The following is a 14,097-nucleotide window of genomic DNA, read 5'->3' as shown; positions in this document are numbered from 1 at the left end:
ACGTCATGCGTCCTTCAGCCGCACGCAAGCTCCCCTGAAAATGGCTTGAGGCGTTATATCGGATGATGTATGAGGTCAATTCGCATGAAAGGTCGGAGCGTGGTCCATGAAGTCGGCGCAGCCATCGCCAACCGCCGCAGGGCCAAGGGGCTGACGCAGGCACAGATAGCAGAGGGGATAGGGGTGGAGAAGGAAACCATCAGCCGCATGGAGAACGGTGTGATATCGCCGACCTTGCAGCGCCTGGGACAGATCGCGGAAATCCTCGAATGCCCGCTGAGCGACCTTTTCCGCAAGGATTCGATCGACGTCGCCGAGCAGGCCGAGGCCATCGGCGACCTGCTTCAGGGGTTGGCGGAGAGCGAGCGGGCGCTGGTGGTGAACCTGATCGGCGAGATCGTCAAGGTGCTCAAGGGCCGGCGCAGCCACTAGCGCCGCTGCGAGCGCCCCGCCGGCGGCGGGCGGGGGGCTCAGGTGCGTTCGTTGGGTTCGTCTTCGCCGCGCTGCTGCCACCATTGGCGGCGCACATGCAACTGGGCGGCGAAGGCGCGGGCCAGGGATTCCTGGGAAAAGCGCAGGCCGCGGCGGCCCAGGCGCACCAGCCACCAGGGCCGGCCCTGGACTTCAATGGCCTCGATCTTCACCTCGTCCTGCATGCAGGGTCTCCCGGCTGACGATTTCCAGCTCCTGCTCGCCTGCCTTGCGCGTCTTGAGCAGTGACAGCAGTATGCCGCCAGCGAGCAGGCCGAAGGTTACCCCAAGCGAGAGCACGGCGGGAACCTTGCCGATGAAGCCGTGGGCGAAGATCTTCGCGCCGATGAACACCAGCACCAGGGCCAGGGCGTACTTCAGGTAGACGAAGCGGTGGATCATCGCCGCCAGCGAGAAGTACAGGGCGCGCAGGCCGAGGATGGCGAAGATGTTCGAGGTGTAGACGATGAACGGGTCCTTGGTGATGGCGAAGATCGCCGGCACGCTGTCCACCGCGAACACCACGTCGGCCAGCTCGATCAGGATCAGCGCCAGGAACAGCGGGGTGGCGAAGCGCACCAGCTTGCCGCTGGCGTCCGGCTTGCGCACGAAGAAGTGGTGCTCGTGGAGCTGCTCGGTGACGCGGATGTGCCTGCGCAAAAAGCGCAGCACCGGGTTGTTGGCCAGGTCGGGTTCTTCCTCGTGCCTGACCAGCAGCATCTTCACCCCGCTGAACAGCAGGAAGGCGCCGAACACGTACATGATCCACTCGAACTCGCTGACCAGCGCCGCGCCCAGGCCGATCATGATGGCGCGCATGACGATGGCGCCGAGGATGCCCCAGAACAGCACCTGGTGCTGGTAGCGGCGGGGGATGCCGAAGAAGCCGAAGATCATCGCCATGACGAACACGTTGTCCATCGACAGCGACTGCTCCACCAGGAAGCCGGTGTAGTACTCCATGGCGCTGGTGGCGCCGAACTCGTACCAGACGAAGCCGCCGAAGGCCAGGCCGCAGCTGAAGTAGCCGGCCGAGAGCAGCAGGCTCTCGCGCACGCCGATCTCGTGGTGGTCGCGCTGCAGCACGCCCAGGTCGAGGAACAGGAGGAGGATGACGATGGCCAGGAACAGCAGCCAGAACCAGGCGGCGGTGCCGAGGAAGGGGGTATTGAGGAAATCCAATAGGGGTGCCATGCGGGCCCTCTCTTGCTGTCGTTGTCGAAAGTGACTCCGACATGGCGGTCAGCGACCGTCAGAGGGGCCCGGCGTCACGGCGGGAAAAATAGCAGAGCAGGGTCGCGAGGCAAGCGGGGGAAAGTAACAAGTTCCTACGACCTATTCACTCCTACAGTAACAGCCTAGACCAGGGGCGAGCGCCCTGGGCTGCCCTGGGTCAGTACACCCAGACCTCCACGCGGCGGTTCTTCACCCGGCCTTCCTGGTCGTCGTTGGCCGCCACCGGCAGCGCCGCGCCCATGCCCTCGATGCCGTGGAAGACCACGCCTTCCCTGGCCAGTTCGCGGCGCACCGCCATGGCCCGCAGCTTGGACAGCAGTTGGGCGCGGGCCGGGTCCTGGCGGGCGTCGCCGAAGCCGACCAGCACCGCCTTGCCGTCGAGCTTGTCGTGCTGGCGCAGGTAGGCCAGCAGGCGCTCGACGTCGCGCTGGGCCTTGTTGTCCAGGGTGGCGCTGCCCTCGTGGAAGCGGAAATTCACTGACAGCCGGCGGGCCTCGCGGGCCAGGGCCTTGTACTGCTCGGGCATGCCCTCGGCGGGCTGCACGCGCATGGCCTGCACGCGCTGGCCGACGAAGCCGCTGCCGCTGACCAGGGCCTGGCCGCGGTCGCCCTGGGCGAACTGCACCAGGGCCTGGGCCCAGGGGTTGCGCTCGTTGGGCTTGATGTACAGGTACAGGCGGCGCGACAGCGGGTAGTCCTCGGTGGCGATGCTGCCGGGGGAGGGCAGCATCGCCCGCGACTCGCCATCGGCGATGGCCAGGGCGCGCGCCTTGAGCACCGAGGCCAGGCCGACGAAGCCGATGCCCTGCGGGTCCGCGGCGACCTGGGCCGACAGCGCGTCGCTGGATTCGAAGCGCTGGGCGGAGGCGGCGAGGGCCTTGCCCTGGCTGGCCAGCACCAGTTCCTTGAAGGTATCGAAGGTGCCGGAGTTGTCGTCGCGGGCGTACAGGTGGATGGCGCCGCCGCGGCCGCCGAGTTGCTCCCAGGTCGTCACCTCGCCGGCGAAGACCTGGGCCAACTGGGCGGTGCTCAGCTCGCGCAGCGGGTTGTCCGGGTGCACGACGATGGCCAGGCCGTCGATGCCGATCACCTGCTCGGCCTTGGCGCCGCGCAGGTTGCCCGAGGCGGAAAGGGCCGCGGCCTCGGCGTCCTTGATCGGCCGCGAGGCGGCGGCGATCTCGGCGCTGCCGTCCTTCAGCGCGGCGAAGCCGGTGCTGCTGCCGTGGGCGGCGATCTCCACCACGACGTCGCGGCCCTGGGCGTCGCGGGCGTGGACCCGCGTTTCGTTCTGCGCCTGGCCGGGCTCGGCGAGGATGGCCTTGTAGCCCTGTTCCAGCAGCAGCCCCTTCACCAGCTCCGGCAGCAGGTGCGCGCCTATGGTGTTGGAGCCCTGGATGCGCAGCACCGGCTGGCCCTCCGGGGCGGCGGGCAGGGCGGCGAAGGCGTGCCAGGGCAGGGCGTAGCAGACGAAGGCGATGATCAGCCAGGCGAGGGTGACGGGCCAGGCGTCCTTGTCGTGGCGCGTGAAGTGCGGCATCGGTGATTCCAGGGCGGTTGCGGACGAGGCCGGGAGCATAGGCGGGCAAGGTTTCAGTGCGGTGACGCCGGGCCTCGCGGGCGCGCCGGGTGGGCGCGCCCGCTTTGGCTATAGTCATTCAGCAGCGGCCTGTCCGGGCTGCCGAGCCATTCCCGCAAGGAGCGCCATGTCCCCAGTACGCGGCCTCATCTTCTGCTGTGCCCTGTTGCTGGGCGCGGCGCCGGCCCTGGCCATCGACCAGCCGCCGCTGCAGCCGCTGACCCTCTCCGGCTACAGCGCGCACATGCCCGACAGCTGGCTGAGCCCCGCCGAGCGGGCCTGGCTGGCGCAGCGCGGCCCGCTGCGCGTCGGCGTGGCGCAGGTCGACCGGCCGCCGCTGCAGATCGTCGGCGGCGGCCGCCTGGAGGGCGTCAGCGCCGACTACCTGGGGCTGCTGGCCGGCGGCTACCAGCGCGTCTACGCCTACCCCTCGCGGGAGGCGGCCCTGGAGGCGCTGCGCAAGGGCGAGATCGACATGGTCTGCGGCGGCACCGCCAGCGAGGCCGAGGCCCGCGGCCTGCTGCTCAGCCGCACCTACCTGCAGGACCAGCCGGTGCTGGTCAGCGACGATGCCCGCCCGTTCGACGCCAGCCGCCCCGGCACCACCCTCGCGCTGGTGGCCGACTACCTGCGCCTGGCCCAGGTGCAGGCGGCCTATCCCAACAGCCGCGTCCTGCTCTTCGCCTCGCCGCTGCGGGCCCTGGAGGCGCTGAGCCTGGGCAACGTCGACGGCATGCTCGGCGATGCGCTGTCGGTGCACTACCTGATCAACATGAACTACCTGTTCAACCTGCGCATCGACAACTTCGCGCCGCTGGAGAGCGCCGGTTTCGGCTTCCTCATGCGCCCCGGCGAGGAGCGCCTGCTCGGCCTGGTGGACCGCGGCCTGGCGCGCATCGACGTGCAGCGCAACGAGGAAATCCTACGCCGCTGGAGCGCCGGCGAGCGCCTGCGCCTGGGCGGCCAGCGGGTGGTACTGACGCCGCGGGAAAACCGCTGGCTGGCCGAGCACCCGCGGGTGCCGGTGGTGGTCAACCGCCACAGCGGCTCGCTGGCCCAGGCCGACGCCGACGGGCGCGTCAGCGGCATCGCCCGCGATTACCTGGACCTGCTGGGCCAGCGCTCCGGCCTGCGCTTCGCCTATGCCGCGGTGGACGACTACGCCGACGTGTTCCGCGAGCTGCACGCCGGGCGCGCCTGGCTGACGCCGGTGGTGCCGCCGAGCAACGAGGGCCTGGCGCTGCTACCGCCCTACCTGCGGGCCACCATGCTCCTGGTGATGCGCAAGGACGCGGCGGCCGTCCACGACCTCCACGACCTGGCCGGCAAGCGCGTGTCCATCGCCATCGACCCCTACCTCAACCGCGCGCTCATCGAGCGCTACCCGGACACCCGCCTGGAGTCGGCGGGCAACCAGCGCCAGGCCCTGCGCGAGGTGGCCGAGCAGCGCAGCGAGGCGGCCGTCAGCACCCTGTTCAGCGCCCGCGCGCTGATCGCCGGCGAGTTCAAGGACAGCCTCAAGGTCGCCGGCATACTCGAAGACCTGAGCACCCCCTTCAGCATCGGCGTGCGCCCGGACCAGCCGGAGCTCTACTCCATCCTGGAGAAGGCCCAGCTGTCGGTGGACCCGGAGGAGGTGGCCGAACTGGTGCGGCGCTGGGAGCCGCGCCTGGCCTCCGGCGGCGGCGACTTCTGGGCCGAGCACCGCCAGGCGATCCTCAGCGGCGCCGCGCTGGCCGGTGCGCTGGTGCTGCTGTCGCTGGTCTGGGGCTTCTACCTCAACCGCCAGGTGCTACGCACGCGGCGCGCCGAGCGGCGCCTGGGCGCCCAGGTGGGGCTGCTCAACGAATTGATCGAGGCGCTGCCCAACCCGGTCTACCGGCTCGACCGCGAGGGCCACCTGGACCTCTGCAACCAGGCCATGCTGCGCATGTTCGACGCGCGCCCGGAGGACTGCCTGGGCAAGGCCATCGGCGAGCTGGGCTGGTTCCCCGAGGAGGAGGCCGAGCGCCTGATGCAGGTGCACCGCCAGCAGGTGACCGACGGCGAGATGCCGGCGCCGGGCGACTACGTGCTGCGCCTGCGCGACGGCGATCACTACGTCTACCACTGGGCGGTGGCCCAGCACGATGGCGACGGCGTGGTGCAGGGCGTGATCGGTGGCTGGGTCGACCTGACCGAGCGCCAGCAACTGATCAACCAGCTGGAGCGCGAGCGGCAGCGCGCGGACCAGGCCAGCGCCGCCAAGAGCCAGTTCCTCTCCACCATGAGCCACGAGATCCGCACGCCGATGAACGCCATCGTCGGCCTGCAGGAGCTGGTGCTGGAAAAGGCCCGCGACGGCGTGCTCGACCGCGAGGCGCTGGAGGTGGCGCAGGACGCCGCGCGGGCCCTGCTGATGCTGATCGGCAACGTGCTGGACCTGGCGCGCATCGAGTCCGGGCGCATCGATTCCACGCCGCAGCCGGCGCTGCTGCGCCGCGAGATCGAAGGCGCGGTGGCGCTGTTCGCCGGCCTGGCCACGCAGAAGGGCCTGGGCCTGGACCTGGAAACCGAGGGCGAGCTGGACCACTGGGTGCTGCTGGATGCTCTGCGCTTCAAGCAGGTGCTGTTCAACCTGCTGAACAACGCGGTGAAGTTCACCGAGCGCGGCGGCGTGCGCGTGCGGGCCAGCGCCCGGCGCCAGGGCGAGCGCCTGGAGCTGCTGGTGGAGGTGATCGACAGCGGCATCGGCATTTCCGCCGAGGACCAGGCCCGGCTGTTCCAGCCCTTCGTCCAGGTGGAGCCGGGCGCCAGGGGCCAGGGCACCGGCCTGGGCCTGCACATCAGCCAGCGCCTGGTGCAACTGATGGGCGGCGCCTTCGGCCTGCACAGCGAGCCCGGCCAAGGCTCCTGTTTCAGCGTGCGCCTGCCGCTGGCGCTCACCGAGGCGCCGCCGGACACCGCGCAACCGGGCACCAGCGCCAGCGTCCCGGGCGGCCTGCGGGTGCTGGCGGTGGACGACCACCCGGCCAACCGCATGGTGTTCCGCCAGCAGTTGGCGCACCTGGGCCACAGCGCCACCCTGGCGGCCGGCGGCGAGGAGGGCTGGCAGGCCTGGCTGGCCGGCGACTTCGCCGCGGTCATCACCGATTGCCGGATGCCCGGCGTCGACGGCTACGAGCTGAGCCGGCGCATCCGCGCCCACGAGCGCGAGCAGGGGCGGCGGCCGTGCCGGGTGATCGGCGCCACGGCCAACGCCCAGGAGGAAGAAGTGCAGCGCTGCCGCGACGCCGGCATGGACCAGGTGCTGTTCAAACCGCTGACCCTCGAGGTGCTGGCCCAGGCGCTGGCCGGCGCGCAGGCCGCGGCGCCGGACGAGCCGGCCGACGATGCGGTCTTCGACCTGAGTGGCCTGTTCGGCCCGCAGCCGCTGGAGAGCGAGGCGGCGCGGGAGTTCGTGCGCACCCTGGCGCAGGCCAATGCCGGCGACATCGAGCAGTTGCACCAGGCCCGCAACCGTGGCGACCGCAAGGCGCTGGGCGACCTGGCGCACCGCCTGGCCGGCGCCGCGGCGATCATCGGCGCCGCCGAGGCGGAAGGGCATTGCCGCGCCCTGCAGCGAATCTGCGAAGGCGATGGGGAAGGACTGGAAGCGCGCCTGGGCCAGGCCGATGCGGCGCTGGCCGAACTGCAGCGCGCGCTGGCCGACTGGCTGGCGCGCGCCGCTGGCTGATCAGCTCAGCTTGAGCCAGATGGGCGCGTGGTCGGAGGGTTTTTCCATGCCGCGGATCTGGTAATCGATGCCGGCATCGGCCAGGCGCGGGCGCAGCGCCTCGGAGGCGAGGATGACGTCGATGCGCAGGCCGCGCTTGGGCTCGTCCTCGAAGCCGCGGCTGCGGTAGTCGAACCAGCTGAAGCGGTCGTTCACCTGCGGGTGCAACTGGCGGAAGCTGTCCACCAGGCCCCAGGCCTTGAGCTTGCCCAGCCACTCGCGCTCCTCGGGGAGGAAGCTGCATTTGCCGGTGCGCAGCCAGCGCTTGCGGTTCTCCTCGCCGATGCCGATGTCGCAGTCCTCCGGCGAGATGTTGATGTCGCCCATGATCACCAGGCGCTGCTCGGGCTTGAACTGGCTTTCCAGCAGCTGCTGCAGGTCGGCGTAGAAGCGCTGCTTGGCCGGGAACTTCACCGGGTGCTCGCGGCTTTCGCCCTGGGGGAAGTAGCCGTTCATCACGGTGATCGGCTGGCCGTCGGCGTCGGCGAAGGTGCCCCAGATGAAGCGGCGCTGGGCGTCCTCGCCGTCGTTGGGGAAGCCGTAGCGGATTTCCAGTGGCGCCTGGCGCGAGAGCAGGGCCACGCCGTAGTGGCCCTTCTGGCCGTGGAAGTGCACCTGGTAGCCCAGGGCCTCGATCTCTTCGCGGGGGAACTGGTCGTCGGCGACCTTGGTTTCCTGCAGGCCGATGACGTCGGGCTGGTGCGTCTCGACGATCGCCTTGAGTTGGGCGGGGCGGGCACGCAAGCCATTGATATTGAAAGAGACGATTTTCATCCGCAGCGTCCTGGGCAAAGTGACGATGCTAGCCGCTGGCGCCGGCAGCGGCAAATGCCGCGACGGCCCGAAGGCGGCCGCTGGCGGTGCGGGCGCGGCGCTGCTAGGGTTCGGCTCTGGGCCCAAACACGATAACAAGAGGTGTCCGCATGCCTGAGACGCTCGCCGAAGTCCGCCTGCTGGGCGATTCCTACGCCCGGGAGATCCGCTCGCTGCTCTACCACGCCTACCGCCACGAGCCGACCTTCGCCTACCTGTTCGAAAGCGACCGCCCCGGCTTCGACCAGCGGGTGCGCGCCACCGTGCGCGAGCTGACCAACCGGCACCTGTCCGAAGACCTGCCGGTGCTCGGCCTGGTGATCGACGAGCGCCTGGTGGCGGTGGCGCTGATCGCCCCGCCGCAACGCCGCCTGGACATCACCGACAGCTGGGCCTGGCGCATGCGCATGCTGCTCACCACCGGCTTCCGCTGCACGCGGCGCTACCTGGCCTACCACGAGGCCGTGCTCGGCTGCCTGCCGCCGGGGCCCTACCACGTGCTGCCGCTGCTGGGCGTGCACCCGGAATTCCAGGGCCGCCACCTTGGCGAGCAACTGCTCGACGCCCTGCATGCCTGGTGCGTCGACGACGTGGATTCCCAGGGCCTGGTGCTGGACACCGGCAACGCCCGCTACCTGGATTTCTACCGCCGCCACGGCTACGAGGAGGTAGGCGAAGTGGCGCTGGGGCCGCTGCGCGAACACGTGCTGTTCCACCCCAATCCGCAGCCGGAAACGCGCCTGGCCCGCGAGGGCTGATAGCCCCTCGCCATCGCGCAAAGCCGCGGCGCAGGGGCCGCGGCGCTGGATTGTCACGGCCATCGTGCTAGCATCTCGCGCCATGAGACTCCAAGGAACGATTCGGCTAGCGCTGATGGGCCTGCTGTGCTGGATCGGCGCGGCAGTGGCAGCGGAAAGCCAGCTCGACGTACGTATCGACCCCGCCAACTCTGCGCTCAAGGCCAATATCGAGGCCTATGTGGGCAGCGTGGAAGGGCGCGACGAAACCGCCCTGCGACGCCTGCGCCGCACGGTCCAGCAGCAGGCCGTGCAGGCCGCCCAGGCGCTGGGCTACTACCAGGCGCGCATTCGCGCGCGGGTGCGCGGCGACGACAAGAACCCGCGCCTGCGCATCGACGTCTCGCCCGGCGAGCCGGTGAAGCTGCGCACGGTCGACATCCGCATCGAGGGGCCGGCGGCGAAGCTTGCGAACTTCCGCGTGCCCGGCGGCGATACTTTGAAGCCCGGCGCGCAGCTCAACCACGGCACCTACGAGGACGCCAAGCGGCTGATCCAGAACCAGGCCTCGCGCTTCGGCTTCTTCCGCGGCCATTTCACCCGCCAGCAACTGCGCGTCGACCCCGAGGCCGGGGTGGCCGACATCGAGCTGGTCTACGCCAGCGGCCCGCGCTTCGCCCTCGGCGCGGTCAGCTTCAGCGGCGACTACCCCTTCGACGAGGAACTGCTGCGGCGCATGGTGCCCTTCCGGCAGGGCGAGGCCTACGACTCCGAACTCATCGCCGACCTCAACCAGGCCCTGCAGTCCAGCGGCTACTTCGACGGCGTGCGCGTCGACGCCTCGCCGCTGCAGGCCAAGGGCGAGAGCATCCCGGTGGCGGTCCACCTCAGCGCGCGCAAGCCGCGCTCGCTCGGCGTCGGCCTGGGCTTCTCCACCGACGTGGGGCCGCGCGCCAAGTTCAGCTGGACGCGCCACTGGGTCAACCCCCAGGGCCACAGCCTGGGCACCGAGGCCGAAGTCTCCGGGCCGCGGCAGAACGTCGGCGCCTGGTACGAGGTGCCGCTGGACCCGCCGCTGACCGACAAGCTGCGCTTCACCACCGGCTACCAGAACGAAGACCTGGTGGACACCGAGAGCAAGCAGTTCACCCTCGGCGGCGAGTGGCTGCGCAAGCTGCCCAGCGGCTGGCAGCGCTCGTTCTCCCTGGGCTGGCTGCACGAGGAATACCTGCTGGGCGACGACTCGGGCAACAGCAGCTTCCTCATGCCCGGCTTCGGCTATTCCATCCTGCACGCCGACAACAAGGTCGACCCCCACCAGGGCTACCGCCTGCAGCTGGAAACCAAGGTAGCCAAGGAGGGCCTGCTGGCCGACGCCGACCTGGCCCACGTCAGCGCCATGGCCAAGGGCCTGACCACCTTCGCCGGCGGCCACCGCCTGCTGGGCCGCGCCCAGGTCGGCTTCATCGCCACCAACGACTATTCGAGCATCCCGCCGTCGCTGCGCTTCTTCGCCGGCGGCGACCAGAGCGTGCGCGGCTACGACTACCAGACGCTGTCGCCGAAGAACTCCCGGGGCGACCGCATCGGCGGGCGCTACATGGTCGCCGGCAGCGTCGAGTACCAGTACCCGCTGGCCGAAAAGTGGCGCCTGGCGACCTTCATCGACCAGGGCAACTCCTTCAACTCGCTGGACTTCCCCTCGATCAAGACCGGCGTCGGCTTCGGCATCCGCTGGGTGTCGCCGGTGGGGCCGCTGCGCCTGGACCTGGCCGACGGCCTGGACGAGGGCGGCGGCTGGCGCATCCACTTCTCCATGGGGCCCGAGCTGTGAAGCGCCTGTTGAAATACCTGGTGGCCGCGCTGCTCGGCCTGATCCTGCTGCTGGCCGTGGCGCTGGCCGCCATCCTCGGCAGCGAGGCCGGCAGCCGCTGGGCCCTGGGCCTGGTGCCGGGCCTGCAGGTGCAGGGCTATGCCGGCCGGCTGGGCGGCGCCTGGCAGGCCGAGCGCCTGGCCTGGAGCGACGGCGCCACCGAGCTGGAGGTCGAGCGGCCGCAGTTCGCCTGGTCGCCCGCCTGCCTGCTGCAAGGCGCGCTGTGCATCGACCGCCTGATCGTCGAGCGCGTGCAGCTGCGCCTGGCGCCGGGGCCAGCGGAACCCAGCGAGGGGCCGATCCAGCTGCCGGCGTTGAAACTGCCCCTGGCCGTGCGCCTGGGCGAGGTGCGCCTGGGCAGCTTCCTGCTCGATGGCAACGAACAGGTCAGCAACGTCCAGGCCAGCGCCCACTGGGAGGCCGACGGCCTGCACATCGACGTGCTCAAGGCCGCCCGCGGCGACTTGGCCGTGGACCTGAGCGGCCTGCTCACCCCGCAGGGCAACTGGCCGTTGCAGGCCCAGGGCAGCCTGCGCCTGCCGGCGCCCGGCGAGCAGCCCTGGGAGTTGAAACTGCAAGCCAAGGGCGAACTGCTCGGCCACCTGCTGCTGGAAGCCGACAGCAGCGGCTACCTGCAAGGCCACCTGAGCGGCGACCTGCAACCGTTGGCGGAGAACCTGCCGGCCAGCGCGAAGATCAGTGCCGACGGCTTCCGCGGCGCGGCCGACCTGCCCGACACCCTGGTGCTGAACAAGGTGCAGCTGCAAGCGGCGGGCGACCTGGCCGCCGGCTACCGCATCAACGGTTCGGCCGTGCTGCCGGGGGAGGGCGGCGACGTCGCCCTGGCCTTGCAGGGCCGCGTCGACGCCAAGGGCGCGGACATCGCGGCGCTGAACCTCACCGCCGCGCCGGAACAGCGCCTGGGCCTGAGCGGCCGCCTCGACTGGCAGGAGGGTTTCGCCGCCGATGCCAAGCTGGACTGGCTGGACTTCCCCTGGCTGCGCCTGTATCCCATGGAGCCGCCGCCGGTCTCCATGCACCGCCTGCAAGCCGACCTGCAGTACCGCGACGAGGCCTACCTGGGCAACTTCGCCGCCGAACTCAGCGGCCCGGCCGGCGCCTTCCAGCTCAGCAGCCCGGTGTCCGGCAATTTCGCCGAGGTGCACCTGCCGTCGCTGCAACTGGTCGCCGGGCAGGGCAAGGCCGAGGGCAGCCTGGGCCTGAAGTTCGCCGACACCCTGGCCTGGGACGCGCAACTGAAGCTGAGCGACTTCGACCCGGCCTACTGGGTCGCCGAACTGCCGGGCAAGCTCGGCGGGCCGCTGAGCAGCCAGGGCAGTTTCAAGAACGGCGTGCTCGCCGTGCAGGCCAACCTCGACCTGCAGGGGCGCCTGCGCGGCCAGCCGGCGGTCTTCAAGACCGCCGCCAACGGCCAGGGCCAGAACTGGAAGGTCGACGGCCTGGAACTGCGCCTGGGCGACAACCGCATCAGCGGCCAGGCCAGCCTCGACCAGCGCCTGGCCGGGCGCCTGGACATCGCCCTGGCGCGCCTGGGCCAGCTCTGGCCGCAATTGCAGGGCCAGTTGAACGGCCGCCTCGACCTGGCCGGCAGCCTCAAGGCGCCCCAGGGCGAACTGAGCCTCAAGGGCCAGCGCCTGGCCTTCCAGGACAACGGCGTGCGCAGCCTCGACCTCAGCGCCCGCCTCGACGCCGCCCAGCGCGGCCGCCTGGAGCTGCTGGCCGACGGCGTGCGCGCCGGCGACACGCGCCTGGGCCAGTTCAAGGCCAGCGGCCAGGGCGACCTGCAACGCCAGCAGCTCGACCTGTCCCTGCAAGGCCGCCCGCTGGTGCTGGCGCTGGGCTTCGACGGCACTTGGAACGGCCGCGACTGGCGCGGCCGCCTGGCCAAGGGCGAAATCCACAGCGGCGGCCAGGACTGGCGCCTGCAACAGCCGGCGCGCCTGGAGCGCCTGGCCGATGGCCGCCTGAACCTGGGCGCGCACTGCTGGGCCTCCGGCCCGGCCAGCCTCTGCGGCGGCGAGCAGCGCCTGCTGCCGGAGCCGCAGCTGCGCTGGCAACTGCGCGACTTCCCGCTGGACAGCCTGGCGCGCTGGCTGCCCGAGGACTTCGCCTGGCAGGGCAAGCTCAACGGCGACGTCAAGCTCGACCTGCCGGCCCGCGGCCCCAACGGCAACATCCTGCTGGACGCCGGCGCCGGCACCCTGCGCCTGAAAGAACAGGACCAGTGGCTCGACTTCCCCTACCAGAGCCTGCGCCTGGAAAGCCGCCTGACGCCCACCCGCATCGACAGCAGCCTGCAGTTCCACGGCAACCAGCTCGGCACCCTGGACGCCCAGGCGGTGCTCGACCCGCGGCCGAAGAACAAGCCACTGAGCGGCAGCTTCACCCTCGCCGGGCTGGACTTGGCGGTGGCGCGGCCCTTCGTGCCCATGGTCGAGACGCTCAAGGGCCGCCTGGACGGCAACGGGCGCATTTCCGGCGGCCTCATGCAGCCGCGCCTGGACGGCGAACTGCGGCTTTCCGGCGGCGAGCTGTCCGGCGGCGACCTGCCGACGCGCCTGGCCAACCTGCAGGTGCTGGCGCGTATCGCCGGCGAGCGCGTCGACCTCAGCGGCACCTGGAGCGGCGGCGACAAGGGCAACGGCAGCCTGGGCGGCTACCTGGCCTGGAGCCAGGGCCTGGACATGGACCTGGCGGTGCGCGGCACGGACCTGCCGGTGAGCGTCGAGCCCTATGCCAACCTCGAAGTCACCCCGGACCTGGCGCTGCGCATGGCCGACCAGAAGCTCAGCGTTTCCGGCAAGGTGCAGGTGCCGCGCGGGGCCATCGTCATCCGCCAGCTGCCGCCCTCGACGGTGAAGCTCTCCGACGACACCCTGATCGTCGGCGCGCCGCCCAAGGAGCAGGGCGGCCCCCACCTGGCCATGGACGTGGACGTGCTGGTCGGCCAGGACAAGCTGACCTTCAGCGGCTTCGGCCTGAGCGCCGAGCTGGCCGGCCAGGTGCACATCGGCGACGACATGGACACCCGCGGCGAACTGAGCCTGAACAAGGGCCGCTACCGGGCCTACGGGCAGAAACTCAGCATCCGCCGCGCGCGCCTGCTGTTCGCCGGCCCCATCGACCAGCCGTACCTGGACATCGAGGCGATCCGCAAGGTCGACGACGTGATCGCCGGCCTGCGCCTGACCGGCAACGCCGAGCAGCCGCGCAGCGAGGTGTTCTCGGAGCCGGCGATGAGCCAGGAGCAGGCGCTGTCCTACCTGGTCATGGGCCGCCCGCTGTCCACCGGCGAGGACAGCAACATGCTCGGCGAGGCCGCCCTGGCCCTGGGCCTGGCCGGCAGCGCGCCGATCACCGGCGAGGTGGCCAGGCAGCTGGGCATCAAGGACTTCGAGCTGGGCACCGAGGGCACCGGCACCAGCACCAGCGTGGTCGCCAGCGGCCAGCTCTCCGAGCGCCTGAGCCTGCGCTACGGCGTGGGCGTGTTCGAGCCGGCCAACACCATCGCCCTGCGCTACCTGCTGAGCAAGAAGGTCTACCTGGAGGCCGCCAGCGGTTTGGCCAGTTCGCTGGACATCTTCTACAAGCGCGACTTCTGAGAGAGGCAGTCAGG

At 70.7% G+C, this 14,097-nt stretch carries 9 protein-coding genes; 5 read left to right on the top strand and 4 right to left on the bottom strand.

Going from position 1 to position 14,097, the window contains the following annotated elements; translation table 11 throughout:
* Positions 1-84: 84 nt before the first annotated feature.
* Positions 85-432: a helix-turn-helix domain-containing protein gene (locus tag QSJ95_RS12920; protein WP_009619450.1), complete on the top strand. Its 348-nt coding sequence runs from the start codon at positions 85-87 to the stop codon at positions 430-432.
* Positions 433-470: 38 nt separating this feature from the next.
* Here the strand turns inward: QSJ95_RS12920 and QSJ95_RS12915 are convergent, their stop codons facing one another.
* The 3 genes from QSJ95_RS12915 to QSJ95_RS12905 form a co-directional block, all read right to left on the bottom strand.
* A complete protein-coding gene (locus QSJ95_RS12915; RefSeq protein ID WP_009619452.1) occupies positions 471-656 on the bottom strand; it encodes a hypothetical protein in 186 nt (61 codons plus the stop codon).
* On the bottom strand, positions 625-1,665 hold the full coding sequence (locus QSJ95_RS12910) for a TerC family protein (RefSeq protein WP_058489191.1): 1,041 nt from the start codon (positions 1,663-1,665) through the stop codon (positions 625-627). Before QSJ95_RS12910 ends, QSJ95_RS12915 begins: the two co-directional genes overlap by 32 nt.
* Positions 1,666-1,864: 199 nt before the next feature.
* Positions 1,865-3,244: a substrate-binding domain-containing protein gene (locus QSJ95_RS12905; protein ID WP_285642839.1), complete on the bottom strand. Its 1,380-nt coding sequence runs from the start codon at positions 3,242-3,244 to the stop codon at positions 1,865-1,867.
* A gap of 166 nt (positions 3,245-3,410) precedes the next feature.
* On the opposite strand from QSJ95_RS12905, the gene QSJ95_RS12900 reads away from it, so the two are divergent.
* A complete protein-coding gene (locus tag QSJ95_RS12900) occupies positions 3,411-6,998 on the top strand; it encodes an ATP-binding protein (protein ID WP_009619455.1) in 3,588 nt (1,195 codons plus the stop codon).
* Here QSJ95_RS12900 and xthA read toward each other — a convergent pair whose 3' ends face one another.
* On the bottom strand, positions 6,999-7,811 hold the full coding sequence (xthA, locus tag QSJ95_RS12895; protein WP_009619456.1) for an exodeoxyribonuclease III: 813 nt from the start codon (positions 7,809-7,811) through the stop codon (positions 6,999-7,001).
* A gap of 149 nt (positions 7,812-7,960) precedes the next feature.
* On the opposite strand from xthA, the gene QSJ95_RS12890 reads away from it, so the two are divergent.
* The 3 genes from QSJ95_RS12890 to QSJ95_RS12880 all read left to right on the top strand — a co-directional run bounded on the left by QSJ95_RS12890 (position 7,961) and on the right by QSJ95_RS12880 (position 14,083).
* Positions 7,961-8,608, top strand: coding sequence for a GNAT family N-acetyltransferase (locus tag QSJ95_RS12890; protein WP_009619457.1), 648 nt, complete (start codon positions 7,961-7,963; stop codon positions 8,606-8,608).
* A gap of 115 nt (positions 8,609-8,723) precedes the next feature.
* Positions 8,724-10,421, top strand: a complete 1,698-nt coding sequence (locus QSJ95_RS12885; protein WP_502945272.1) for an autotransporter assembly complex protein TamA — start codon at positions 8,724-8,726, stop codon at positions 10,419-10,421.
* The gene (locus QSJ95_RS12880) at positions 10,418-14,083 is read left to right on the top strand and encodes a translocation/assembly module TamB domain-containing protein (protein WP_285642834.1); all 3,666 of its coding nucleotides are present in this window, start codon (positions 10,418-10,420) and stop codon (positions 14,081-14,083) included. The genes QSJ95_RS12885 and QSJ95_RS12880 overlap by 4 nt, the downstream gene beginning before the upstream one ends.
* Positions 14,084-14,097: the final 14 nt, after the last annotated feature.

The organism is Pseudomonas sp. NBRC 100443 (genome assembly GCF_030268185.1).
GTDB classification, from domain to species: domain Bacteria; phylum Pseudomonadota; class Gammaproteobacteria; order Pseudomonadales; family Pseudomonadaceae; genus Pseudomonas; species Pseudomonas citronellolis.
The sequence above is the reverse complement of the archived record's forward strand: the minus strand, read 5'-3'. Positions and strand labels throughout refer to the sequence as shown.

Excerpts from the sequence above, each read along its gene's own strand:
- QSJ95_RS12920 (WP_009619450.1), top strand. The coding sequence starts at position 85 with ATGAAAGGTCGGAGCGTGGTCCATGAAGTCGGCGCAGCCATCGCCAAC.
- QSJ95_RS12915 (WP_009619452.1), bottom strand. The coding sequence starts at position 656 with ATGCAGGACGAGGTGAAGATCGAGGCCATTGAAGTCCAGGGCCGGCCC.
- QSJ95_RS12910 (WP_058489191.1), bottom strand. The coding sequence starts at position 1,665 with ATGGCACCCCTATTGGATTTCCTCAATACCCCCTTCCTCGGCACCGCC.
- QSJ95_RS12905 (WP_285642839.1), bottom strand. The coding sequence starts at position 3,244 with ATGCCGCACTTCACGCGCCACGACAAGGACGCCTGGCCCGTCACCCTC.
- QSJ95_RS12900 (WP_009619455.1), top strand. The coding sequence starts at position 3,411 with ATGTCCCCAGTACGCGGCCTCATCTTCTGCTGTGCCCTGTTGCTGGGC.
- xthA (WP_009619456.1), bottom strand. The coding sequence starts at position 7,811 with ATGAAAATCGTCTCTTTCAATATCAATGGCTTGCGTGCCCGCCCCGCC.
- QSJ95_RS12890 (WP_009619457.1), top strand. The coding sequence starts at position 7,961 with ATGCCTGAGACGCTCGCCGAAGTCCGCCTGCTGGGCGATTCCTACGCC.
- QSJ95_RS12885 (WP_502945272.1), top strand. The coding sequence starts at position 8,724 with ATGGGCCTGCTGTGCTGGATCGGCGCGGCAGTGGCAGCGGAAAGCCAG.